Raw genomic sequence first — 22825 nt, 5'->3', positions numbered from 1 at the left:
CCGGTCCTGCGACCGAGCCTCCCTTTGTTGGTTGTGACACGGAATCAGTTGACAAGTGTTGCCGCCGCGGCCGCTGCCGCGCCCTCGACCCCGAACTGGTAGAAGAGCCCCACCAGCATGAGTGCCGCGGATCCCATCAGCGCCGTCCACAGAACAGGCGAAGAGTGGGTGTCGATCGGTTCTTCGTTCTCGGCACCGAAATACATGTAGAAGACGATGCGCAGATAATAGAAGGCGCCGATGACCGAAGCGACGGCCGAGGCGACCACAAGCCCCATCAGCCCGGCATCGACACCGGCCTGCCATACGCCCAGCTTCGCAAAGAAGCCCAGCATCGGCGGCACGCCCGCCAGGCTGAACATCAGGATCAGTACCGCTGCTGCCTTGCCCGGATCGCGACGCGAGAACTGCCGCAGCGCGTCTATGTCGACAACCGGCTGGCCATCGCGCTCCATCATCAGGATGAAGGCAAAAGTGCCGACATTCATGGTGACGTAAATGGCAAGATAGACCAGCATCGCCTGAACGCCCGCTTGCGTGCCGGCGGCCAGACCGATCAGCGCATAGCCCATATGCGCGATGGAAGAGAAGGCCATCAGCCGCTTGATGTTGCGCTGCCCGATCGCGGCCACAGCGCCCAGGAACATGCTGAGCACCGACAGCACCACAAGAACCTGCTGCCAGTCGCTGACCGCATTGCCGAAGGCATCGAACATGAGCCGCGCGAACAGACCCATCGCCGCAACCTTGGGCGCGGTGGCGAAGAAGGCGGTGATCGGGGTGGGCGAACCTTCGTAGACGTCCGGCGTCCACATGTGGAACGGCACTGCCGACACCTTGAAGGCCAGACCCGAGATCAGGAAGGTCAGGCCAAAGAGCAGCCCGATCGACACTTCGCCATGATGAGCGCTGGCCAGGATGCCCGAGAACAGCGTGGTCCCGGTGTAGCCATAGACCAGCGAGGCGCCGTAGAGCAGCAGACCGGAACTCAGCGCGCCCAGCACGAAGTACTTCAGACCTGCCTCGGTCGACTTGACGCTGTCGCGGCGCAGCGATGCGACCACATAGAGCGCCAGCGATTGCAGTTCGAGCCCCATGTAGAGCGACATCAGATCGCCCGAGCTGACCATCATCATCATCCCGACCGTAGCCAGGGCCACCAGGAGAGGATACTCGAAACGCAGGAGCCCGCGCCGCGCCATGTAATCCTGACTCATCAGGAGGACGGCTCCGGCCGAGAGCAGTATCGCTACCTTGGCAAAGCGTGCAAAGGCATCATCTACGAACATGCCGCCGAAGGCCACCCGGGTTCCGGTCTCTTGCGTCGCAATCCAGATCGCCAGCACCGCCATCAGCGCCGCCGTCGCCCAGACCAGAAGCGGGCCCAGCCCGTCCTTAGTTGTATAAACAGCCCCCAGCAGCGCCGCCATCGCATAGAGCGCCAGAACGATCTCGGGCAGGATAATGTACAGATCAGCCTGGATCATTTTCCCAAAGCTCCCTTAATGCGATGCGACCTGGGTCGCGGTCTCGGCCGCGGCCAGGGCCGTGTCAAAGTTCGAAATCAGCGCGGCGGTCGACGGGCCGATGATATCGGTGACCAGCGAGGGATAGACCCCCAGAAGAATGGTCATCACGATCAGCGGCGCGAAGATGGCGCGCTCGCGCGAGGTCATGTCGGTAATCGCCTTCAGGCTTTCCTTGATCAGATCCCCGAACACCACCCGGCGATAGAGCCACAGCGCATAGCCCGCTGAGAAGATCACGCCCGAGGCGGCGACAGCCGCAACCCAGGTGTTTTTCTGGAAGGTGCCCATCAGGGTCAGGAATTCACCAATGAAACCGCTGGTGCCGGGCAGGCCCACATTGGCCATGGTGAACAGCATGAACACACGGGCGTAGGTCGGCATCCGGTTCACCAGACCGCCATAGGCATCGATGTCACGGGTGTGCATCCGGTCATAGATGACGCCGACGCAAAGGAACAGCGCCGCCGAGATGAAGCCGTGGCTGAGCATCTGGAAGATCGCCCCGTCTACCCCCTGCTGGTTGGCGGCAAAGATGCCCATGGTGACAAAGCCCATATGCGCGACCGAGGAATAGGCGATCAGCTTCTTCATGTCCTCCTGCACCATCGCCACCAGCGAGGTGTAGACGACAGCGATGGCCGACATCCAGAGGATCACGTCGGTCATCACCTCGGCTCCCACCGGGAACATCGGCAGCGAGAAGCGCAGGAAGCCGTAACCGCCCATCTTGAGCAGGATCGCGGCCAGAACCACCGAACCGGCGGTCGGGGCCTGCACGTGGGCATCGGGCAACCAGGTATGCACCGGCCACATCGGCATCTTGACGGCGAACGAGGCAAAGAAGGCGATGAACATCAGGGTCTGCGCCCCGCCCAGCACATGCACGCCCAGGATGCTGAAGCTCTCGGACGAGAACTGGTGCTTCAGCAGCAGCGCGATATCGGTGGTGCCCGCATCCACATACATGGCGACCATCGCCACCAGCATCAGCACCGAACCGAGGAAGGTGTAGAGGAAGAACTTGAAGCTGGCATAGATGCGGTCCTTGCCGCCCCAGATCCCGATGATCAGGAACATCGGGATCAACCCTGCCTCGAAGAACAGGTAGAACAGCACGAGGTCGAGCGCCATGAACACGCCCAGCATGAGCGTCTCCAGCAGCAGGAACGCGATCATGTATTCCTTGACGCGGGTCGTCACCTCCCAACTGGCCAGGATGGTCAGCGGCATGATGAACGTGGTCAGCAGCACGAAGAGCACGCTGATCCCGTCGACGCCCATCTTGTATTTCAGGCCCATCAGCCATTCGGCCTCTTCCACCATCTGGAAGCCGGTGTTGTTGGGATCGAACCCGGTATAGATGCCGATCGACACAAGGAAGGTCACGGTTGTCGCAAACAGCGCCACCCATTTGGCATTGCGCTGTGCGGCGGCGTCCTCTCCCCGCAGGAACACGGCCAGGATTGCCGCGGCCAGCGCCGGGATGAAGGTGACAATGGAAAGGATATTGTCCATCAGTGTGCGCCCCCGCCGATCGACATCCAAGTGATCAGGGCGGCGATGCCCAGGACCATCCAGAAAGCGTAAGTGAAGATGTAGCCCGACTGCGCCTTGCCCGCGAGGCGGGTGAAATAGGGCACCACGCCCATGGCGACGCCGTTCAGGAAGCCGTCGATCGTGCCGCCGTCACCGCGTTTCCACAGCAAGCGGCCCAGAGCCAGCGCAGGGCGGACAAAGATGGCATCGTAGATCTCGTCGAAATACCACTTGTTCTTGAGGAACAGGTAGAGTGGACGCTGGTTGGCAGCCAATTTCTTGGGCAGCTCGGGATTGGCGATGTAGAACAGATAGGCCAGCGCCAGACCCAGCACCATGGCGATGAAGGGCGAGACCTTGACCCATTTCGGGGCCGCGTGGGCATCGTCCAGCACATGGTTGTCCGGGCCGAAATAGAGCGCGCCCTCGCCCGGAGCTCCGGCGAAACTTGCATGATGCTCGCCGTCGGCCTTTCCATGTGCCGCTTCGTCGCCGTGACCGGCATCGGCGTTGCCGTGGCTGGTCTCGCCGGTGGTGACCTGATCGCTGTCCGAGGCCCCATGCGCGGTGTCCTGACCGCCTGCGGCGGCCTCGGCCACCGGGATGCCGTAGAACTTGCCCACCTGATCGGCATGGCCGAAGAACTGGCCATACCAGATCATACCGGCAAACACGGCGCCAAGGCTGAGCACGCCAAGCGGCACCAGCATCACCCTGGGGCTTTCATGCGCGTGGTCATGCGTGTGCTTGTCGCCGCGTGCCTTGCCATAGAAGGTCAGGAACATCAGCCGCCAGCTGTAGAAGGACGTCATGAACGCCGCGATAACCAGCAGCCAGAACCCGTATCCCGAGCCACCTGCATAGGCGCTTTCGATGATCGCGTCCTTGGACAGGAACCCGGCAAAACCAATGGTGGTCAGCGGGATGCCGACACCGGTGATGGCCAGGGTACCGACCATCATCGCCCAGAAGGTGTAGGGGATCTTCTTGCGCAGCGCGCCATAGTTCATCATGTCCTGCTCGTGATGCATCGCATGGATGACCGAGCCGGCGCCAAGGAACAGAAGCGCCTTGAAGAAGGCATGGGTAAACAGGTGAAACATCGCCGCCGAATACATGCCCACGCCCGCCGCCACGAACATGTAGCCCAGCTGCGAGCAGGTCGAATAGGCGATCACCCGCTTGATGTCGGTTTGCACCAGACCCACGGTTGCCGCAAAGAACGCGGTTGTGGCGCCCAGCACGGTGATGAACCCGGCCGCACCCGGCGCGAATTCGTAAAGCGGCGACATCCGGCAGACCAGGAACACGCCTGCGGTCACCATGGTGGCGGCGTGGATCAGCGCGGACACCGGGGTCGGGCCTTCCATCGCGTCGGGCAACCAGGTGTGCAGCAGCAGCTGCGCGGATTTGCCCATCGCACCGATAAAGAGCAATACGCCGATCACCTCTGCCGCGTTCCATTCACGCCACAGGAAGGTCACCTGAGTTTCGGCCAGCGTCGGCGTGGCCGCGAAGATGTCGGAGAAGTTGATGCTGTCGACCAGGAAGAACAGGGCAAAGATGCCGAGCGCAAAACCGAAATCGCCGACACGGTTGACGATGAAGGCCTTGATCGCCGCCGCGTTGGCCGACGGCTTGCGATAGTAGAAGCCGATCAGCAGGTAGGAGGCGACGCCGACGCCTTCCCAGCCAAAGAACATCTGCACCAGGTTGTCCGCCGTCACCAGCATCAGCATGGCGAAGGTGAAGAAGCTGAGATAGGCAAAGAAGCGCGGCTTGTAGCTTTCGCCGGTCCGCCATTGCGGGTCGTGATCCATGTAGCCGAAGCTGTAGAGATGCACGAGCGCCGAAACGGTCGTAACCACGATCAGCATGATCGCGGTCAGCCGGTCGAGCCGGATGGCCCAGGAGGTCGAGAGCGAGCCGCTTTCGATCCAGCGCAGGATCTCGATCTGCTGTGTATGGCCGTCAAAGCCAAGGAACACGATCCAGCTGAGCGCGCAGGCCAGGAACAACAGGCCGGTGGCGGTCCACATGGCGGCCTTTTCACCGATGAACTTCCAGCCGAAGCCGCAGAGGATGGCGCCCACCAGCGGGGCAAAGAGGATGGTCGTTTCCATGATCTCTTACCCCTTCATCACGTTGACGTCTTCGACGTCGATGGTGCCGCGGTTGCGGAAGAAACAGACCAGGATGGCCAAGCCGATCGCGGCCTCGGCAGCGGCGACCGTCAGTACGAAGAGCGTGAACACCTGCCCCACCAGATCACCCAGAAAGGACGAAAAGGCCACCAGGTTGATGTTCACCGCCAGAAGCATGAGTTCAATGCTCATCAGCAGGACGATCACGTTCTTGCGGTTCAAAAAGAGCCCGAAAATGCCGATGACGAACAGCGTCGCCGCGACAGTCAGGTAATGTTCAAGTCCGATCATCCACTTATCCTCTGGTCCCTTTGGTCCCAAGTCTTCTTTCTCTCAGCCAGCGCAGGCCGCTATAGCCCGCTGTGGCCTTTATCACCCAAAGGCCGCCCAAACCGGCCAACCCGATAAGGGCAAATGTGCTATGCGCCAGTTCCAGCACTCACAGCCCCTGCCCCGGTTTCACGTCCTTCAGTTCCATCGCCTTCGCCGGGTCGCGCATCATCTGCGCGACGACGTCCTGGCGCTTGACGTCCTGGCGGTGGCGCAGGGTCAGCACGATGGCGCCGATCATGGCGACCAGCAGGATCAGCCCCGCCAGCTGGAACAGCAGGAAATACTGGTCATAGATGATCAGCCCCAGCGCCTCGGTGTTGTGCCGGTCGGCAGGCACCGGCTGCGCCAGATGCCCAGTTGCCCCATGTGCGGTTTCCCAGGCGCCATAGGCCATGACGAACTGCATCAGGATCACCAGCCCGATCAGCAGCGCCAGCGGCATATAGCGCGCCATCTCCGCCTTCAACTCGGCGAAATCCACGTCCAGCATCATCACGACGAAGAGGAACAGCACCGCGACCGCGCCGACATAGACGATCACCAGCAACATGGCCACGAACTCGGCCCCCAGCAGCACGAACAGGCCCGCCGACGAGATGAAGGCCAGGATGAGCCACAGCACCGAGTGCACCGGCTGGCGACTGATCACCGTGAACAGCCCGCCAGCGATTGCGCTGATGGCAAAGAGGTAAAAGGCAAACACGCTCATTGATCATCCTCCCCCTTGTCGCCCATGACTTCCTGCGCGAGGTTCAGCGCGCGGGTCATGGCGGGAATGCCGGCAAAGACCGACATCTGTCCGATCGTTTCCACGATCTCTTGTTTTCTGGCCCCCGCTTCCAGCGCGTGGCGCACGGTCTGGCGCACGGCGGTGTCGGCCTGCGCGCCCTGGCAGGTGAGCCCGGCCAGCGTCAACAGCAGCCGGGTCTTGGCATCCAGCCCGTCCTTGTTGAGGGTATTGCCGAACATCAGTTCCATGACCTCTTTCGGCATTTTGGGCCACATTGCCTCGAACCCTTTGAAGGCCTCGGAAGGAGAGAAGTTCTCCAATGCCGGATTGAAAGCCTTGGCCATGTCATGGGCTTGGGCGAGCATGATCTCGAACGGATTTTTCGGCGTATCGGTCATCGGTAGGGCGCATCCAGTTCCAGGTTGCGGGCGATCTCGGCCTCCCAGCGGTCGCCGTTCGACAGGAGCTTTTCCTTGTCATAGAACAGCTCTTCGCGGGTTTCGGTGGCAAACTCGAAATTCGGCCCCTCGACGATGGCATCGACCGGGCAGGCCTCCTGGCAGAAGCCGCAGTAGATGCATTTCGTCATGTCTATGTCATAGCGCGTGGTGCGGCGGGAGCCGTCCGCTCGCGGTTCGGCGTCGATGGTGATCGCCTGCGCCGGACAGATCGCCTCGCAGAGCTTGCAGGCGATGCAGCGTTCCTCGCCATTGGGATAGCGGCGCAGCGCGTGCTCGCCACGGAACCGGGGGGAAAGCGGCCCCTTTTCATGCGGATAGTTCAAAGTCGCCTTGGGGGCGAAGAAGTATTTCAGCCCCAGTTTCATGCCGCCCCAAAAATCCTGAAGCAGGAAATATTTGGCGGCGCGGGTATAGTCGATATTCGCCATGATCAGCCCCCCACGGTCCAGCGGGCGAACAGGCCCCAGAACCAGTCGAATTTCGCCGCAAAGGCCACGAAGACCACCCAGACCAGGCTGAACGGCAGGAAGACTTTCCAGCCCAGCCGCATCAACTGGTCATACCGGTAGCGGGGTGTGATCGCCTTGACCATTGCAAAGAGGAAGAAGAAGAACGCCATCTTGGCGACCATCCACAGCACCCCGTCGGGCAGGCCCGGAATGGGCGACAGCCAGCCGCCGAAGAACAGCAGCGAGGTGAGCGCGCACATCAGGAAGATGGCGATGTACTCACCGGCCATGAACAGCAGGAAGGGCGTTGCCGAATATTCCACCTGATAGCCCGCCACCAGTTCCGATTCCGCCTCGGGCAGATCGAAGGGCGGGCGGTTGGTCTCGGCCAGCGCCGAGATGAAGAACAGGAAGACCATCGGGAAATGCGGCAGCCAGTACCAGCCGAAGAAACCCCAGTCGGTGTCCTGCGCCCGCACGATATCGCCGAAGTTCATCGACCCGGTCGACAGGATGACCCCGATGATGATCAGGCCGATGGAAACCTCGTACGAGATCATCTGCGCGGCAGAGCGCAGGCTGCCCAGGAACGGATATTTCGAGTTCGACGCCCAACCGCCCATGATCACACCGTAGACCTCGAGAGACGAGACCGCGAATACATAGAGAATGGCGACGTTGATATCGCTGAGAACCCAACCGTCGTTGAACGGGATCACCGCCCAGGCGATCATCGCCAGAACGAAAGAGGTCAACGGCGCGAGGATGAACACCGTCCGGTCGGCTCCGGCGGGAATGACCACTTCCTTGACCACGTATTTCAGCGCGTCGGCCACCGATTGCAGCAAGCCATAGACGCCCACCACGTTCGGGCCGCGGCGCATCTGGACAGCGGCCCAGATCTTGCGGTCCCCATAGACGAGGAAGAGCAGCGAGATCATCACAAAGGCAACAACTGCAAGCACTTGCGCCAGGATGATCAGGGCTATGCCGCCTGGGGTGTTAAAGAATTCAGCCATAGGTCCTCACACCGTAGGTATTCCGTTTTCGGCGCAGTGCGCGACCACGACTTCGGCGTCAATGGTCTTTGCCCCGCGCGGCAGGGATGGCGAGATGGTGTAAACAGCATCCGCTGCCCACACGCCACCCTTTTCGTTCACATTCGTGCGCAAATGCCGCGCAAACCCGTAGCCCCGGATCAGGGCGTATTGAGCTGCCGCGCATTCGGCATAATCGTCCAGATCGGCCGGACCGCGTGCACCGCTCATCCGTACCCCGAACTGCACCAGATCGCCTTCCAGAAGCGCGGTCTCGACGCCCATGTACTGGGGCGCAAAACGCGACACGTAGTCCTGCGCCGGGTTGGCGCAGGCCATCAGGATCAGGGGCGATATGACTGCGAGACGGGTCATTCGGCGGCAATCTTCTCCGCGTGGCGCGCCTTGGCCATGGCAGAAAGCTCGGCCATCAGGGTGCTGGCGCGCGCGATCGGGTTGGTCAGGTAGAAATCGTCCACCGCATTGCGGAAACTTGCGTCGCCCAGCGGACCGGACTCAAGCATCTGCACCTCGTTTTCGGCGACGCAGTCCACCTGTGCCAGATGCGGCACCTCGGCGACCAGCGCCTGACGCAATTGGGCCAGGCTGTCGAAAGGCAGCGTGGCGCCAAGCTCGGCGCTCAGCGCGCGCAGGATCGCCCAGTTCTCCTTTGCCTCGCCCGGGGCGAATCCGGCGCGCATCGCCAGTTGCGGGCGGCCTTCGGTGTTCACGAAGAGCCCGTTTTCCTCGGTGTATGCGGCACCGGGGAGGATCACGTCGGCGCGATGCGCGCCCCGATCCCCGTGACTGCCCTGGTAGATCACGAAGGCACCGGCGGCGGTCTCGACCTCGTCGGCCCCCAGATTGTAGATCACTTCGGCACCCTCGATGGCGGCCTCGATGCCGCCCTCGGTCACCGCGCCGATGTCCATGGCACCCACACGACCCGCCGCTGTGTGCAACACTAGCACACCCGCGCCCGACTTGGCCGCGATCTCCTGAACCTTGGCCATGACGGCCAGTCCATCGGCCTCGCGCAGCGCACCCTGTCCCACGATGATCAGCGGGTTCTTGTCGGCAATGTCATGCGCATCGGCCGCAACCTTTTCCAGCGCGTCGCGGCCGGCGCCGACATGATCGTATTCATACGTCAGATCAACGGCCTGACCGACGACACCCACGCTTGCGCCCTTGGCCCAGGCCTTGCGAATGCGCGCGTTCAGAACCGGCGCTTCGTCGCGCGGATTGGTGCCGACCAGCAAGATGGCGCGAGAGGAGTCGATATCCTCGATCCGGGCAGTTCCGACATATGCCGAGCGGTTTCCAATGGCGAGACGGGCGTTGTCGACCCGGCATTCCACTTTGCCGCCCTGTCCCTCGACCAGCTGCTTAAGGGCGAAAGCGGCCTCGACCGGGACCAGATCACCAACGAGGCCAGCGATCTTCCTGCCTTTCATCGCGGCAGCCGCGACACCCAACGCCTCGGACCAGCTGGCCGGCCGCAGCTTGCCGTTCTCGCGCACATAGGGCTTGTCCAGCCGCTGGCGGCGCAGGCCGTCCCAGACAAAGCGCGTCTTGTCGGAAATCCACTCCTCGTTCACGCCGTCATGGTTGCGCGGCAGGATGCGCATGACCTCGCGCCCCTTGGTGTCGACCCGGATGTTCGATCCCAGCGCATCCATCACGTCGATGGTCTCGGTCTTGGTCAGTTCCCAGGGACGGGCGGTGAACGCATAGGGTTTCGACGTCAGTGCTCCGACGGGGCACAGGTCGATGATATTGCCTTGCAGGTTCGAATCGAGTGTCTCGTTCAGGTAAGAGGTGATCTCGGCATCCTCGCCGCGCCCGGTCTGGCCCATCTGGGTGATGCCGGCCACCTCGGTCGTGAAGCGCACGCAGCGGGTGCACGAGATGCAGCGCGTCATGTGCGTCTCGACCAGCGGGCCAAGGTTCAGATCGTCCACCGCGCGCTTGGCCTCGCGAAAGCGGCTGAAATCGACGCCATAGGCCATGGCCTGGTCCTGCAGATCGCATTCCCCACCCTGATCGCAGATCGGGCAATCGAGCGGATGGTTGATCAACAGGAACTCCATCACGCCTTCGCGCGCCTTCTTGACCATGGGCGAGTTGGTCTTGACCATAGGCGGCTGGCCTTCGGGACCGGGGCGCAGGTCGCGCACCTGCATGGCGCAAGACGCGGCGGGCTTGGGCGGGCCACCCACGACCTCGACCAGGCACATCCGGCAGTTGCCCGCGATGCTGAGACGTTCGTGGTAGCAGAAGCGCGGCACCTCGATCCCGGCCACTTCGCAGGCCTGAATCAGGGTCATGGCCCCGTCGACTTCGATCTCGTGCCCGTCGATGTTTATCTTGCGGAGGTCAGACATGATCTAATTCGCCCTCAGTAGCGCGCCGATTGCGCTTTTGTTCGTGATTTCAAGCCGGCCCAAACGGCACAGGTCGCCCGGCTTGTCATAATCGAGGCCCTTGCCGGCCATGTAGACGCGTCCGCGTGCACGCATCCGTTCCTTTTCCTCGTCAGAGTCGAGCACCGCGCGGATCTCGGCATCCGAATAGCCAAGTTCGTTCGCCCGCGCCCGCAGGCGCCGAATCTCTCCGATCCCCTTGAAAATGCGGCCATCTATCTCGTCACATTTCTTGCGGATTTCGTTTGCCACCACGATGGTAAAGATCCCGTCAGCGATTTCGGGCACCTCGCGCAGCGGAGGTTTCGCCGCGGCTACGGCCACGGCCCCCAGGCACAAGCAGGTTGCAAGTGCTGTCATTGCAAGTTTGGGCATGACATGTCCTTTCAGTCTGGATGCTCCAGACCGATACGCACCGGGGGCGTTATTCAATAACACCGCGCCGGATCGGCAGGGATATGCCGAGCCCCGCTTCATGGCCGCTGGCAAGTTCCGCTGAAAGTGAACTTGTCATCCACGATGCGCAATTGCGCCGGGTCGCTATCGGGGCCGAGAGACCACTCGATTTCCGACGTGCCGTAATTGGAGATGCAATAGACAGTCCCGCCGTGCCGTCCGGCTTCGCGCGCGTCATCCGGTGACTGGCTGGCCTTGTCGACGGTGACTGTGAAATCGGCGAGACTGACTTTCTTGTCGATCGCCTTTGCCTTGACCGGAAAATAATAGCCGTTGAAAAGCATCCTGTTCTCGCGCTTCTGGCCCGAGCAACCGGTGGTTACCACTACGGCACAGATCAGGCCGGCCAGCACGAGCCGTCCCTTCCGCCCGGACATGGAAATGCTTTCGCCGCCCATCCCGATCACTCCGCCGCCATCGCGCCCATGCGGCGCGACTTCTGCGCCTTGATCCGATCTTCGATTTCGTCGCGGAAGTTCCGGATCAGGCCCTGGATCGGCCAGGCGGCCGCATCGCCAAGCGCGCAGATCGTATGGCCTTCGACTTGCTTGGTCACATCCCAGAGCATGTCGATTTCCTCGATCGCGGCCTCGCCTTTCACCAGGCGATCCATCACCCGCATCATCCAGCCGGTCCCTTCGCGGCAGGGAGTGCACTGGCCGCAGCTTTCATGCTTGTAGAACTTGCTCAGGCGCCAGATCGCCTTCACGATATCGGTTGATTTATCCATCACGATCACCGCCGCTGTGCCCAGGCCCGAGCCCAGTTCGCCGCGCAGGTAGTCGAAGTCCATGATGGCGTCCTTCATCTTTTCCCCGCGCACGCAGGGCACCGACGAGCCGCCCGGGATCACCGCAAGCAAGTTGTCCCAACCGCCGCGAATACCGCCGCAATGGGTCTCGATCAGTTCCTCGAAGGAAATCGACATCGCCTCTTCGACAACGCAAGGGTTGTTCACGTGACCGGAAATGGCGAACAGTTTGGTGCCCGCGTTGTTGGCGCGGCCGAAACCCGCGAACCACTCGGGACCACGCCGCAGGATGGTCGGCACGACCGCAATCGACTCGACATTGTTCACGGTCGTGGGGCAGCCGTAGAGACCGGCGCCGGCCGGAAACGGCGGCTTCATCCGGGGCATGCCCTTCTTGCCTTCGAGGCTTTCGATCAGGGCGGTTTCCTCGCCGCAGATATAGGCCCCTGCACCGTGGTGCAGATAGAGGTCGAAATCCCAGCCCGACTTGGCCGCGTTCCGCCCCAGAAGGCCGGCGTCATAAGCCTCGTCAATGGCAGCCTGCAGGGCCTCGCGCTCGCGGATGTATTCACCGCGAATGTAGATATAACAGGCGTTCGCGTTCATCGCGAAACTGGCGATCAGACAGCCTTCGATCAGCGTGTGCGGATCGTGGCGCATGATCTCCCGGTCCTTGCAGGTGCCCGGCTCGGATTCGTCGGCATTGACCACCAGATAGGACGGGCGGCCATCACTTTCCTTGGGCATGAAGGACCATTTCAAGCCGGTCGGGAAACCCGCGCCGCCACGACCGCGCAAGCCACTGTCCTTCATCTGCTGGATGATCCAGTCCCGCCCCTTGGCGATTATCCCGGCGGTTCCGTCCCAGTGGCCGCGCGCCATCGCGCCCTTCAGCGAGCGGTCGTGCATCCCGTAGAGATTGGTAAAGATCCGGTCCTGATCCTTCAGCATGCTTCCTGCCTACCTTTGGCTATCCTGACGCAGGCGCCAGAGTTGAAAAATGTTGATCACCGCATAGATGAACCCGGCAAGCGCGGCGAAATCGAAGAGCAGCGCATACCGGTCCGGCAGCCCCAGCGCCGGACCGATGAACATAGACAGGACAAGCCACAGCACCATGGTCACGGCAATGACCAAGGCGATATGGCGACCCTTGCGGGCAATGACCTGTTCCAGTTTCTCGTCCATGTTTCCAGTGCGCGCCACGGATCACGCCGTGGCACTGTTACCTTCATATCGCCACGTGCCCTTGCGCGCGGCCAGTTCAGCTTCGCCCGGCAAGGCCTTGGAGGGCTGAACCAATTTCATCTCTTCTGCGGCCTCGACCACTGTCGCGACCGGCTCGGGTTCCGCTACCGCGCTGGCGGCCACCGGTTCCGTCATCGGCGCCGGAGCGCTCGGGGCGACATCGGCCCGCGCCTCGGTCTCTCGCACCGCACCGGACATCCGGCTGCCAAGGTAGCCGCCCGCAGCAAAGGCGAGCACACCGGCCACAGCAGCGGTCATGACACTTGTCTGACCAAACACCAGGATCACACCCGCGACCACGAGCCCGCCATAGGCCGCCCGTTTCCAGACACGCGCGGTGTCCGCCGATTTTTCCGTTGAGGTCGTCATGGTGTGGTCTCCCTGTTGTCAGTTATTCGTCGTAAATTCCGTCCTTCTTCGCCCGTTTGGCAAATTCCGTTTCCTCTCCCGCAGCCAGTGCGCGGGCCTGATCGATCCAGCCATCGCGCTCGATCCGGCCCTTGAACTTCAGACGCGCATCAACCCAGGTGACTTGCGCCGGGGTCCAGGCGGCAATCTGGTCATAGTGGTAGAAGCCCAACTCGTTCAGAAGCTGCTCGAGCTTGGGGCCGACACCCTTGAGCAGCTTCAGGTCGTCCGCCCCGCCCTCGCGCGCGGCGGTCAAGGTAAGGGGCTGTTCCTCGCCTGCCTGTTCGGCTGCAGCGGCTTGTGCTGCCTCGTCCGCTGGTGCCTCATAACGCCATGTGCCCTTGCGGGTAGCCAGATCCTCCTGCCCAGGCAGGGGAGCGGACGGTTTCACGAACGGGCCCGCCTCGGGCTTCGGTTCAGGTTTCGCTTCCGCCTTCGGGGTCTGTTTGACCGCCGGTTTCGGCGCCGCCGGCGCCGGCGGCGGGCTTACCTTGCCGGCACGGCTGGCGACCGAACCATCCTTGCCGATCCAGGGCGTCAGCAACGGCACTTCGGTTCCGTCGATCCGCTTCACCGTATCGCCGATGTCGGTCGCCAACTGCACGCTCGCATTGTAACGGGTCTTGCCGCTGTCATGCTGAGTCAGGCTTGAAAGCCCCTTGAGCGGCTCGGAGGCGTACCGGCCGTTTTGCGGACCGGGTACCGGCACCTTGCCGGCAGCCAGTTCGTCAAGGATCTCGCCCAACCGCTTGGCGGTCAGATCCTCGTAATAATCCTTGCCGATCTGCGCCATGGGGGCATTGGTGCAGGAACCGAGGCATTCCACCTCTTCCCAGCTGAACTTGCCATCCGCCGACACGGCATGCGGTTTCTCGGCGATCTTTTCCTTGCAAACCGCGATCAGATCCTCGGCGCCGCAGATCATGCAGGATGTGGTGCCGCAAATCTGGATATGTGCTACCGAACCAACGGGCTGCAGCTGGAACATGAAGTAGAACGAAGCCACTTCGAGAGCCCGGATATAGGCCATGCCCAGCATGTCGGCGACGGTTTCGATGGCGGGTTGGCTCAGCCAGCCTTCCTGCTCCTGCGCGCGCCACAGAAGCGGAATGATCGCGCTGGCCTGACGGCCTTCGGGGTACTTGGTGATCTGGCCTTGCGCCCAGACCAGGTTGGCGGGGGTAAAGGCGAAACTGTCGGGCTGTTCGGGATGCAGACGGCGGAGCATTAGCGGTCGATCTCTCCAAAAACGATGTCCATCGTGCCGATGATGGCGGCGACGTCGGCCAACTGGTGGCCGCGGGCGACGTGATCCATCGCCTGAAGGTGCAGGTAACCCGGCGCGCGGATCTTGGACCGGTAGGGCCTGTTGGTGCCGTCGGCAACGAGGTAGACGCCGAATTCGCCCTTGGGCGCCTCGACGGCGGCATAGACCTCGCCCGCGGGCACGTGGAACCCTTCGGTGTAAAGCTTGAAGTGATGGATGAGCGCCTCCATCGAGGTCTTCATGTCGCCGCGTGACGGCGGAGTCAGCTTGCCGCGCGCCAGCACATCACCGGGACAGTCCCGCAGTTTGGCGATGGCCTGACGGATGATCGAGATCGACTGGCGCATCTCTTCCATCCGGCAGAGGTAGCGGTCGTAGCAGTCGCCGTTCTTGCCCACGGGCACCTGGAACTCGAACTCGTCATAACATTCATAGGGCTGCGCGCGGCGCAGGTCCCAGGCCAGGCCCGAACCGCGCACCATCACGCCCGAGAAGCCGTATTCGAGGATCTCTTCCTCGGTCACGACGCCGATATCGCAATTGCGCTGCTTGAAGATGCGGTTTTCGGTCAGCAACCCGTCGATATCGTCCAGAACCTTGGGGAAACTGTGACTCCAGGCCTCGATATCGTCTAGCAGCGCGTCGGGCAGATCCTGGTGCACGCCGCCGGGCCGGAAATAAGCCGCGTGCAGGCGCGCGCCGCAGGCGCGCTCGTAGAACACCATCAGTTTTTCACGCTCTTCGAACCCCCACAGCGGCGGGGTCAGCGCGCCCACGTCCATCGCCTGGGTGGTGACGTTCAAGAGGTGGTTCAGGATACGGCCGATTTCCGAGTAAAGCACCCGGATCAGGCTGGCGCGGCGCGGCACCTCTACGCCGGTCAGTTTCTCGATGGCCAGGCACCAGGCATGTTCCTGGTTCATTGGCGCCACGTAATCCAGCCGGTCGAAATAGGGCAGGTTCTGAAGATAGGTGCGGCTTTCCATCAGCTTCTCGGTGCCGCGGTGCAGCAGGCCGATATGCGGATCGCAGCGTTCGACGATCTCGCCGTCAAGCTCCAGCACCAGGCGCAACACACCGTGCGCCGCAGGGTGTTGCGGGCCAAAGTTGATGTTGAAGTTGCGGATCTTCTGCTCGCCCGTCAGCGCGTCTTCGAAGCCCTTGCCACCGTCCATCATCTGTCACTCCTGTCCGGGAAACCCGGATTTCAACTCGCTCGGGCGCCTGCCCGTCAGTCGACGCAGTCAGCGCCGCTTGTCTGCCTTTGTCCCGGCCCGAACCCGGACGCCTTGCGCCTCGGGAGCCCTGGCCGCAAACCCGGTCAGGATCAGCCCCAGTACCACTATCGCCGCCAGTTCCCCCAGAATCGCCATCATCTCACCTGCGCTCCAGTTCCTGAAGCTTGACCGCCATCCACCACAAAAGCCCAAGCGCCCCCACCGGAACGACACAGACCAGCGCCCAATACTTGTCGATCCCGAAATGCGGAAGAAGCTTCAGCATCGGCACGATGGTCGCAACGGTCCAAACGAGCCAGATGACGAACTCCATCACTTCGCCTCCTGCTTTTCATCCCCCGGAAGAATGTAATTGGCACCTTCCCACGGGGACATGAAATCGAACTGGCGATATTCCTGAACCAGGCTCACAGGTTCGTAAACCACACGCTTCTCGGCCTCGTCATAGCGCACTTCGGTATAACCGGTGGTCGGAAAATCCTTGCGCAGCGGATAGCCGCGAAACCCGTAGTCGGTCAGGATCCGGCGCAAATCCGGATGACCGGAGAACAGGATCCCGAACATGTCGAACACCTCGCGCTCGAACCAGTTCGCCGACGGATGTACATCGACGATGGATGGCACCATGTCCTCTTCCCGGATCGACACCCGCAAGCGGATACGCTGATTCTGATACATGCTGAGGAAATGGTAGACCACGTCGAACCGCTTGGGCCGCGCCGGATAATCCACCGCCGTGATGTCGACCAGGGTCGAGAAACGGCAGGCCGAATCCGACTTCAGAAACTCGACGAAATTCACCAGGTTGGACGGCGCCACATCGACGTTCAACTCGTCAAAGGCAACATCCCAGGACAGCACGCAATCCGCCCGCGTCAATTCGAGGTGGGTTCCCAGTTCCTTGAGAGCTTGGCTCATCGAATTGTCTCCTCAGCGCACGATGGTGCCGGTGCGGCGGATCTTGCGTTGCAGCTGCAACAGACCATAAAGCAGCGCCTCTGCGGTCGGCGGACAGCCCGGCACATAGATGTCGACCGGCACGATGCGGTCGCAACCGCGCACCACGGAATAGCTGTAGTGATAGTATCCGCCGCCGTTGGCGCATGACCCCATCGAGATCACGTAACGCGGCTCGGGCATCTGGTCGTACACCTTGCGCAGCGCGGGCGCCATCTTGTTGGTGAGTGTACCGGCCACGATCATCACGTCCGACTGGCGCGGCGAGGCGCGCGGCGCGATGCCGAAGCGTTCGGCGTCATAGCGCGGCATCGAGGTATGCATCATCTCGACCGCGCAGCAGGCCAGGCCGAAGGTCATCCAGTGCAACGAGCCAGTCCGGGCCCAGTTGATGATGTCCTCGGTCGATGTCAGCAGGAAACCCTTGTCCTGCAACTCGGCATTGAGGGCCTGGGTCGCGACTTCCTTGTCGACTCCAGCGGTGTTGGCACCGGTCATCACTGCCATTCCAGCGCCCCCTTCTTCCATTCATAGGCAAAGCCGATGGTCAGCACGCCGAGGAACACCATCATCGACCAGAAGCCCACATCGCTCATGTCCTTGAACCCCACGGCCCAGGGAAACAGGAACGCGATTTCGAGGTCGAAGATGATGAACAGGATCGACACCAGGTAAAACCGGACGTCGAACTTCATCCGCGCGTCGTCGAATGCGTTGAACCCGCATTCGTAGGCGCTGACCTTTTCGGGATCGGGATTCCGGACCGCCAAGACAACAGCCGCGAGAATCAGGACTATGCCAAGACCGGCGGCGACGGCCAGAAACACCAGGATCGGGAGGTATTCCCGCAACAGCTCTTCCACGAGTGGCTCCTTTCCTGCGCGCCCCGTTTGGACGCGCCGTCAATTGGCGTATTGACTGGACCTTCTCTAACCGCGCCCGCGCAGAGGGTCAACTGAACGAACGCGTCCAGAAGCGCATATTTCGACGCAGAAGGCATGTGATTTCCTGAATGTTTTCAGGATCGCGCACGCGCTCACGCCCGGATCAAACCTGAGTATTCCATGCAGGTTTTCGCTTGTCAAAGAACGCGCCGATTCCTTCGCGAGCCTCGTCGGTTTCCCAACGGTCGACCAAAGCCCGGATGGTCCGGTCGATGACGGCATCGTCGACGCGCGGGCCAAGATCCCGGACCAGCTGTTTTGCCGAAGCGACCGCTCCAGGCGCACAAGACAGATAGGGGACCACTTCCGCCTCGACGGCCGAGGCAAGATCGCCGGCCGGCACCGCCCGGGCCAGAAGGCCCAGTTGTACCGCCTCGGACGCATCGAAGATTCGGCCGGACATGAACACCCGCCGCGCCCGCGCCTCGCCCATGCGGGCGATGACATAGGGGCCGATGGTGGCGGGAATGATCCCCAGCCGCGTCTCGGTCAGGCCCATTTTCAGATTATCGACCCCGATGGCGACATCGCAGACGCTGGCCATACCGACGCCGCCGCCAAAGGCGTTGCCCTGCAACGCCCCGATCAGCGGCTTGGGCAAGGTATTCAGGGCCTGCAGCATCTCGGCCAGCTTGCGCGCCTCGACAAACCTGGTTTCAGCATCCGCCGCCATCTGCGCCTGCATCCAGGCCAGATCGCCACCAGCGCAGAATGTCTTTCCGGCGCCCGTCAAAACCACGACCCGCACAGCCTCATCCGCCGCCAGTTCTCCGGCGGCCGCGGTCAGGTCCGCCAACATCTGTGCCGACATCGCATTGTGCTTGTCCACCCGGTTCAGGGTCAGGGTGGCGACGCCGCGCGCATCTGTCTCGATCGTTATGGTTTCGTACATGATATCTCCTTCACGGCCGGTACCCGGCTCGAACCACGCAGGGCCAGAATGTCAAAGGTCGCAGGTTTCAGGCCGAGCGCATTTTACGAGCCATTTCGGCCGCTTCCTCGATCACACCCAGGTCCAGCCCGGTCCGATAGCCAAGGCGTTCCAGATGGGCGACGACCGCCTCGGTCGCGACGTTGCCTGCCGCGCCCGGAGCATAGGGGCAGCCCCCAAGCCCCCCGACCGCCGCATCGAAGACGCGCACGCCCAGCGCCAGCGAGGCGTCGATATTGGCCAGCGCCCGGCCTGCGGTGTCGTGGTAATGCCCGGCCAGCCGCGTGACCGGCACCCGTTCGCGCACCGCCATCAACATCCGTGCAATCTTGTCGGGCGTTGCTTGTCCGATGGTGTCCCCCAGCGAGATCTCGTAACATCCGAGCGCGAACAGCCGGTCGGCCACTTCGGCCACTTTCTCGGGCGGCGTCGGCCCGTCATACGGACAGTCCGTGACGCAAGAGACATAGCCGCGCACAGGCAAGTCGATATGGCGCGCTGCCTCGAGGATCGGCACGAAGCGTTCGATGCTCTCGTCTATGGTGGCGTTGATATTCGCCTTGGAAAACCCTTCCGAGGCTGAGGCAAAAACGGCGATCTCGTCGGCCCTGGCCGCCAGAGCGTCCTCATATCCGCGCATGTTCGGGGTCAGCGCCGCATATCTGATACCTTCCGCCCGCTTGATTCCTGCCAGGACCTCGGCCGAGCCCGCCATCTGCGGCACCCATTTCGGCGAGACAAAACTCGCCACCTCGATCCGGCTGAAGCCCGCGCGGCTCAGGCAATCGACCAGCGCCACCTTGTCCTTTACCGGGATTTCGCGTTTTTCATTCTGCAACCCGTCGCGCGGGCCTACCTCGAAAATCTCGACAAAATCGCCCATCTGCGCTCTCCCGCTTCCTTGTGGTTCACGAAACCAATATCACGCTGGCAAAGACCCGTCCCGCCTTCATTCATCCTCGGGTTCCAACCGGACCAGCGCCGCGCCGGCCTCGACCTGGGAACCGGCGGTTGCCAGCACTTCGGCCACCACGCCATCGCGCGCGGCCAGCAACGAATGTTCCATCTTCATCGCTTCGAGAATGGCCAGCCGGTCACCCTCCCGGACCTCCTGTCCGGCGGTTGCAAACACCGCTTTCACCAGGCCGGGCATCGGCGCAAGGATCACGTTGGTGTCGCCACCCGCACTTGTCTCGCGCGCCAGCGGGTCGAAGATGTCAAAGCGATATCCATTGCCCCAGAACACGGTCAACTCGTCCGGCTGCCGGGCAACCCTTGCCTGCACCCGTGTCGCGTCGACCCACCACAAACCGCCCCGGAATTCGACCCGGTGCCGGACGCCTTCGCCCAGCGAGACGTCGAAACACCCCGGACCACTGACCAGAACCCGCGCCTGGATGTCCTCGTTCTGATGGATCAGGGCCACATCCCAGCCCAGCGGTTCCCACAGTGTGAAACCGCCCAGTTCTCCCGCCCCTTCGTGCAGGCCCAAGGCCGCCAGCGCCGCGATCGAACGCGCCTTGGTACAGGCCACCGGCGCGGCGGTCAGGCTGTCCGCCTCGCGTCCGATCAGGCCGGTGTCGACATCGCCCCGGACGAAGTCTGGCTGACAGGCCAAGAGCCGCAGGAAGGACACGTTGGTGACGGTGCCACCGATATCCGTCCAGCGCAGCGCCCGCTCGAGCTGGCGCAGGGCCGCGCCCCGGGTCGGGCCATGCACGGTGATCTTTGCGATCATCGGGTCATACCAGGGGCTGATCGTATCGCCCGCGCGCACGCCGCTGTCGATACGGGCGCCCGCTGGAAACTCCAGATGGCTGAGCGTGCCGGTGGCGGGCAGGAACCCTTTCGGCACATCCTCGGCATAGATCCGCGCCTCGAACGCATGGCCATTGATCGACAGATCCTCTTGCCGGGCCGGCAGGCTCTCGCCTGCGGCCACGCGCAACTGCCATTCCACCAGATCGACACCAGTGATCGCCTCGGTCACCGGATGTTCGACCTGAAGACGGGTGTTCATCTCCATGAACCAGAACCGGTCGGCGCGCAGCCCTTCGGAGGCGTCCACGATGAACTCGACCGTACCGGCCCCCTTGTAGCCGATGGCCTCGGCGGCGCGCACGCCCGCCTGACCCATGGCCGAACGCATCTCTTCGGTCATGCCCGGCGCGGGCGCTTCCTCGATCACCTTCTGGTGGCGGCGCTGGAGCGAGCAATCGCGTTCGAACAGATGCACCGCATGAGTGCCATCGCCAAACACCTGCACCTCGATGTGGCGGGGTTTCGAGACATATTTCTCGATCAGCACGGCGTCGTTGCCAAAGGCGGTCTTCGCCTCGCCCCGCGCGCTGTCGAGCGCCGCCGCAAAATCCTGCGGTCGTTCGACAAGGCGCATCCCCTTGCCGCCGCCGCCCGCGACCGCCTTGATCAGCACCGGATAGCCGATGGCATCGGCCGCCCCCGAGAGATGCTCGGGGTCCTGGTTGGCCCCATGATAACCGGGCACGACGGGCACGCCCGCTTCCTGCATCAGCGCCTTGGCGGCATCCTTCAGCCCCATGGCGCGGATCGCCCTGGCCGAAGGGCCGATGAAGGTCAGGCCCGCCGCCTCGACCGCGTCGACGAAATCGGGGTTCTCGGACAGGAAACCGTAACCAGGATGGATCGCCTGAGCGCCGGTATCGAGCGCCGCCTGAATGATCACATCCCCCTTCAGATAGCTGTCGGCCGGGGCGGCACCGCCGATATGCACGGCCTGATCAGCCATCGCCACGTGTTTGGCCCCTGCGTCGGCGTCGGAATAGACCGCAACGCAGGCCACGCCCAGACGCTGCGCCGTTTCCATCACACGGCAGGCGATCTCGCCCCGGTTCGCAATCAGGATCTTGTCGAACATCTAGCTCTTCCTTCTGTACCAGCCGCCCGCAAGCAGGGCCTCGGCCTCATGGGCCATCTGTTTCATGATTTCCGCCGCAGGGGCGCTGCCGTTAACCAGCCCTATCCCCTCACCCAGCACCGGATTGGCGACCGACGGATCACCTGCGGCCAGGCCTGCGGCCCAGGCCGCGTGCTGCGCGGGATCGGCACGCAGCCCGTCCAGATCACCCTGCCAGCGCGCGGTGAATGCGTTGTCGAGAACGCGGATACGGAACCGCTCGGGCCAATCATAGCCGCGCACGATATCGACCACCTTGGTGGCAATGGTCTGGTCACCGTTTGCCGCGATACCGGCCTGCTGAAACCGGGGTGGGATCAGGGCCTCGTCGCTCAGGCAGAAACGCGTCCCCACCAGCGCCCCGTCCGCGCCCAGCATCAAGGCCGCAGCTAGGCCCCGCCCGTCGGCTATCCCACCCGCTGCCAGCAAAAGCGTTTCAGGAGAAACCGTCCGCAACAGATCCGCCACTTCGGGCACCAGCGTCATGGTCGCCCGGTTGGCACCATGGCCACCGGCCTCGCCCCCCTGGGCCACGATCACCTTTGCTCCGGCCTCGACGGCCTGGCGCGCATCGACCAGCGTCTGTACCTGGCAGATCAGCGCCGCCCCGGCCGCATGGATACTTTCGGCAAAGGGCCGAGGGTCGCCAAAGGACAGAAACACCGCACGCGCGCCGCGATCGAGCGCCGCGTCGAGCACCTGCGGCGCCTGGGCCAGTCGCCAGGTGATGAAACCGCAGCCGACGGCGGTGTTGCCGGCATTGGCGAATTCAGCCTCGATCCAGTCAGCATCGCAATAACCGCCACCGATCAGGCCCAGCCCCCCGGCCCGCGACACCGCCGCCGCCAGCCGCCCGCCGGCGACCCGGGCCATGGGAGCCGACACGATCGGATAATCAAGACCGAAGGTTTCAGTGAGCCGCGTGCGGATCATGGCCTGTCCCTTGTGTCGTTCCGGCCGGAATCGCACCGGGTCGCCTGACGCCAGGAAACGACCGCACCAAGGGCGCTGCCCCCGGACCCCGGGAGTTTTTGGGAAAAGAGGA

General features: G+C 62.8%; 26 protein-coding genes. All 26 read right to left on the bottom strand.

Translation table 11 applies throughout. The annotated features are described in order from the left end of the window. Positions 1-44: 44 nt before the first annotated feature. The 26 genes from nuoN to BLT75_RS20700 all read right to left on the bottom strand — a co-directional run bounded on the left by nuoN (position 45) and on the right by BLT75_RS20700 (position 22713). The gene (nuoN, locus tag BLT75_RS20815) at positions 45-1487 is read right to left on the bottom strand and encodes an NADH-quinone oxidoreductase subunit NuoN (RefSeq protein WP_093036661.1); all 1443 of its coding nucleotides are present in this window, start codon (positions 1485-1487) and stop codon (positions 45-47) included. Positions 1488-1502: 15 nt separating this feature from the next. Next, positions 1503-3044, bottom strand: a complete 1542-nt coding sequence (locus BLT75_RS20810) for an NADH-quinone oxidoreductase subunit M (protein WP_093036754.1) — start codon at positions 3042-3044, stop codon at positions 1503-1505. After that, positions 3044-5188 (bottom strand): NADH-quinone oxidoreductase subunit L, encoded by a 2145-nt coding sequence (nuoL, locus tag BLT75_RS20805; protein WP_093036658.1) that lies wholly within the window; start codon positions 5186-5188, stop codon positions 3044-3046. Before nuoL ends, BLT75_RS20810 begins: the two co-directional genes overlap by 1 nt. Positions 5189-5194: 6 nt before the next feature. Then, on the bottom strand, positions 5195-5500 hold the full coding sequence (gene nuoK, locus BLT75_RS20800) for an NADH-quinone oxidoreductase subunit NuoK (protein WP_011048465.1): 306 nt from the start codon (positions 5498-5500) through the stop codon (positions 5195-5197). 148 nt (positions 5501-5648) lie between these two features. Then, complete coding sequence (locus BLT75_RS20795) at positions 5649-6251, bottom strand: NADH-quinone oxidoreductase subunit J (protein WP_093036655.1); 603 nt, start codon at positions 6249-6251, stop codon at positions 5649-5651. Further along, on the bottom strand, positions 6248-6670 hold the full coding sequence (locus BLT75_RS20790; protein ID WP_093036652.1) for a carboxymuconolactone decarboxylase family protein: 423 nt from the start codon (positions 6668-6670) through the stop codon (positions 6248-6250). Before BLT75_RS20790 ends, BLT75_RS20795 begins: the two co-directional genes overlap by 4 nt. Beyond that, positions 6667-7161, bottom strand: a complete 495-nt coding sequence (gene nuoI / locus BLT75_RS20785) for an NADH-quinone oxidoreductase subunit NuoI (RefSeq protein ID WP_093036649.1) — start codon at positions 7159-7161, stop codon at positions 6667-6669. The genes BLT75_RS20790 and nuoI overlap by 4 nt, the downstream gene beginning before the upstream one ends. A gap of 2 nt (positions 7162-7163) precedes the next feature. Beyond that, positions 7164-8201 (bottom strand): NADH-quinone oxidoreductase subunit NuoH, encoded by a 1038-nt coding sequence (nuoH, locus tag BLT75_RS20780; RefSeq protein WP_093036646.1) that lies wholly within the window; start codon positions 8199-8201, stop codon positions 7164-7166. A gap of 6 nt (positions 8202-8207) precedes the next feature. Beyond that, positions 8208-8594: a hypothetical protein gene (locus BLT75_RS20775; protein ID WP_093036643.1), complete on the bottom strand. Its 387-nt coding sequence runs from the start codon at positions 8592-8594 to the stop codon at positions 8208-8210. Continuing rightward, positions 8591-10606, bottom strand: a complete 2016-nt coding sequence (gene nuoG / locus BLT75_RS20770) for an NADH-quinone oxidoreductase subunit NuoG (RefSeq protein ID WP_093036640.1) — start codon at positions 10604-10606, stop codon at positions 8591-8593. Before nuoG ends, BLT75_RS20775 begins: the two co-directional genes overlap by 4 nt. A 3-nt stretch (positions 10607-10609) precedes the next feature. Continuing rightward, entirely contained in the window at positions 10610-11020 is a 411-nt protein-coding gene (locus BLT75_RS20765; RefSeq protein ID WP_245706605.1) for a DUF5333 domain-containing protein, read from the bottom strand. A gap of 98 nt (positions 11021-11118) precedes the next feature. Then, the gene (locus tag BLT75_RS20760) at positions 11119-11499 is read right to left on the bottom strand and encodes a hypothetical protein (protein ID WP_093036748.1); all 381 of its coding nucleotides are present in this window, start codon (positions 11497-11499) and stop codon (positions 11119-11121) included. A 5-nt stretch (positions 11500-11504) separates the two neighbouring features. Then, a complete protein-coding gene (nuoF, locus tag BLT75_RS20755) occupies positions 11505-12803 on the bottom strand; it encodes an NADH-quinone oxidoreductase subunit NuoF (protein ID WP_093036637.1) in 1299 nt (432 codons plus the stop codon). A 9-nt stretch (positions 12804-12812) separates the two neighbouring features. Further along, positions 12813-13040, bottom strand: coding sequence for a DUF5337 domain-containing protein (locus tag BLT75_RS20750; protein WP_093036634.1), 228 nt, complete (start codon positions 13038-13040; stop codon positions 12813-12815). 21 nt (positions 13041-13061) lie between these two features. Further along, on the bottom strand, positions 13062-13469 hold the full coding sequence (locus tag BLT75_RS20745; RefSeq protein ID WP_093036631.1) for a hypothetical protein: 408 nt from the start codon (positions 13467-13469) through the stop codon (positions 13062-13064). 22 nt (positions 13470-13491) lie between these two features. Next, positions 13492-14736: an NADH-quinone oxidoreductase subunit E gene (locus BLT75_RS20740; protein ID WP_093036629.1), complete on the bottom strand. Its 1245-nt coding sequence runs from the start codon at positions 14734-14736 to the stop codon at positions 13492-13494. Continuing rightward, positions 14736-15950: an NADH-quinone oxidoreductase subunit D gene (locus BLT75_RS20735; protein ID WP_176828155.1), complete on the bottom strand. Its 1215-nt coding sequence runs from the start codon at positions 15948-15950 to the stop codon at positions 14736-14738. The genes BLT75_RS20740 and BLT75_RS20735 overlap by 1 nt, the downstream gene beginning before the upstream one ends. A 69-nt stretch (positions 15951-16019) precedes the next feature. Then, positions 16020-16148: a hypothetical protein gene (locus BLT75_RS25115; protein ID WP_281243191.1), complete on the bottom strand. Its 129-nt coding sequence runs from the start codon at positions 16146-16148 to the stop codon at positions 16020-16022. A gap of 4 nt (positions 16149-16152) precedes the next feature. After that, the gene (locus BLT75_RS24475; RefSeq protein ID WP_176828154.1) at positions 16153-16326 is read right to left on the bottom strand and encodes a hypothetical protein; all 174 of its coding nucleotides are present in this window, start codon (positions 16324-16326) and stop codon (positions 16153-16155) included. Continuing rightward, entirely contained in the window at positions 16326-16931 is a 606-nt protein-coding gene (locus BLT75_RS20730; RefSeq protein ID WP_093036623.1) for an NADH-quinone oxidoreductase subunit C, read from the bottom strand. Before BLT75_RS20730 ends, BLT75_RS24475 begins: the two co-directional genes overlap by 1 nt. A 12-nt stretch (positions 16932-16943) precedes the next feature. Beyond that, positions 16944-17477: a NuoB/complex I 20 kDa subunit family protein gene (locus BLT75_RS20725; RefSeq protein WP_030003237.1), complete on the bottom strand. Its 534-nt coding sequence runs from the start codon at positions 17475-17477 to the stop codon at positions 16944-16946. After that, positions 17468-17833 (bottom strand): NADH-quinone oxidoreductase subunit A, encoded by a 366-nt coding sequence (locus tag BLT75_RS20720; RefSeq protein WP_093036620.1) that lies wholly within the window; start codon positions 17831-17833, stop codon positions 17468-17470. Before BLT75_RS20720 ends, BLT75_RS20725 begins: the two co-directional genes overlap by 10 nt. A 184-nt stretch (positions 17834-18017) precedes the next feature. After that, a complete protein-coding gene (locus tag BLT75_RS20715; protein ID WP_093036617.1) occupies positions 18018-18806 on the bottom strand; it encodes a crotonase/enoyl-CoA hydratase family protein in 789 nt (262 codons plus the stop codon). Positions 18807-18873: 67 nt separating this feature from the next. Beyond that, entirely contained in the window at positions 18874-19728 is an 855-nt protein-coding gene (locus tag BLT75_RS20710; RefSeq protein WP_093036614.1) for a hydroxymethylglutaryl-CoA lyase, read from the bottom strand. A gap of 66 nt (positions 19729-19794) precedes the next feature. After that, entirely contained in the window at positions 19795-21741 is a 1947-nt protein-coding gene (locus BLT75_RS20705; RefSeq protein ID WP_093036611.1) for an acetyl-CoA carboxylase biotin carboxylase subunit, read from the bottom strand. After that, positions 21742-22713: an NAD(P)H-dependent flavin oxidoreductase gene (locus BLT75_RS20700; protein ID WP_093036608.1), complete on the bottom strand. Its 972-nt coding sequence runs from the start codon at positions 22711-22713 to the stop codon at positions 21742-21744. Positions 22714-22825 lie beyond the last annotated feature (112 nt).

The sequence above is a fragment of the Ruegeria marina genome (genome assembly GCF_900101475.1).
Lineage (GTDB): Bacteria > Pseudomonadota > Alphaproteobacteria > Rhodobacterales > Rhodobacteraceae > Ruegeria_B > Ruegeria_B marina.
This window is presented reverse-complemented; position numbering and strand designations above follow the sequence as displayed.

Coding starts and splice junctions, on each gene's coding strand:
- nuoN (WP_093036661.1), bottom strand. CDS start 1,487: ATGATCCAGGCTGATCTGTACATTATCCTGCCCGAGATCGTTCTGGCG.
- BLT75_RS20810 (WP_093036754.1), bottom strand. CDS start 3,044: ATGGACAATATCCTTTCCATTGTCACCTTCATCCCGGCGCTGGCCGCG.
- nuoL (WP_093036658.1), bottom strand. CDS start 5,188: ATGGAAACGACCATCCTCTTTGCCCCGCTGGTGGGCGCCATCCTCTGC.
- nuoK (WP_011048465.1), bottom strand. CDS start 5,500: ATGATCGGACTTGAACATTACCTGACTGTCGCGGCGACGCTGTTCGTC.
- BLT75_RS20795 (WP_093036655.1), bottom strand. CDS start 6,251: ATGAGCGTGTTTGCCTTTTACCTCTTTGCCATCAGCGCAATCGCTGGC.
- BLT75_RS20790 (WP_093036652.1), bottom strand. CDS start 6,670: ATGACCGATACGCCGAAAAATCCGTTCGAGATCATGCTCGCCCAAGCC.
- nuoI (WP_093036649.1), bottom strand. CDS start 7,161: ATGGCGAATATCGACTATACCCGCGCCGCCAAATATTTCCTGCTTCAG.
- nuoH (WP_093036646.1), bottom strand. CDS start 8,201: ATGGCTGAATTCTTTAACACCCCAGGCGGCATAGCCCTGATCATCCTG.
- BLT75_RS20775 (WP_093036643.1), bottom strand. CDS start 8,594: ATGACCCGTCTCGCAGTCATATCGCCCCTGATCCTGATGGCCTGCGCC.
- nuoG (WP_093036640.1), bottom strand. CDS start 10,606: ATGTCTGACCTCCGCAAGATAAACATCGACGGGCACGAGATCGAAGTC.
- BLT75_RS20765 (WP_245706605.1), bottom strand. CDS start 11,020: ATGCCCAAACTTGCAATGACAGCACTTGCAACCTGCTTGTGCCTGGGG.
- BLT75_RS20760 (WP_093036748.1), bottom strand. CDS start 11,499: ATGGGCGGCGAAAGCATTTCCATGTCCGGGCGGAAGGGACGGCTCGTG.
- nuoF (WP_093036637.1), bottom strand. CDS start 12,803: ATGCTGAAGGATCAGGACCGGATCTTTACCAATCTCTACGGGATGCAC.
- BLT75_RS20750 (WP_093036634.1), bottom strand. CDS start 13,040: ATGGACGAGAAACTGGAACAGGTCATTGCCCGCAAGGGTCGCCATATC.
- BLT75_RS20745 (WP_093036631.1), bottom strand. CDS start 13,469: ATGACGACCTCAACGGAAAAATCGGCGGACACCGCGCGTGTCTGGAAA.
- BLT75_RS20740 (WP_093036629.1), bottom strand. CDS start 14,736: ATGCTCCGCCGTCTGCATCCCGAACAGCCCGACAGTTTCGCCTTTACC.
- BLT75_RS20735 (WP_176828155.1), bottom strand. CDS start 15,950: ATGGACGGTGGCAAGGGCTTCGAAGACGCGCTGACGGGCGAGCAGAAG.
- BLT75_RS25115 (WP_281243191.1), bottom strand. CDS start 16,148: ATGGCGATTCTGGGGGAACTGGCGGCGATAGTGGTACTGGGGCTGATC.
- BLT75_RS24475 (WP_176828154.1), bottom strand. CDS start 16,326: ATGGAGTTCGTCATCTGGCTCGTTTGGACCGTTGCGACCATCGTGCCG.
- BLT75_RS20730 (WP_093036623.1), bottom strand. CDS start 16,931: ATGAGCCAAGCTCTCAAGGAACTGGGAACCCACCTCGAATTGACGCGG.
- BLT75_RS20725 (WP_030003237.1), bottom strand. CDS start 17,477: ATGGCAGTGATGACCGGTGCCAACACCGCTGGAGTCGACAAGGAAGTC.
- BLT75_RS20715 (WP_093036617.1), bottom strand. CDS start 18,806: ATGTACGAAACCATAACGATCGAGACAGATGCGCGCGGCGTCGCCACC.
- BLT75_RS20710 (WP_093036614.1), bottom strand. CDS start 19,728: ATGGGCGATTTTGTCGAGATTTTCGAGGTAGGCCCGCGCGACGGGTTG.
- BLT75_RS20705 (WP_093036611.1), bottom strand. CDS start 21,741: ATGTTCGACAAGATCCTGATTGCGAACCGGGGCGAGATCGCCTGCCGT.
- BLT75_RS20700 (WP_093036608.1), bottom strand. CDS start 22,713: ATGATCCGCACGCGGCTCACTGAAACCTTCGGTCTTGATTATCCGATC.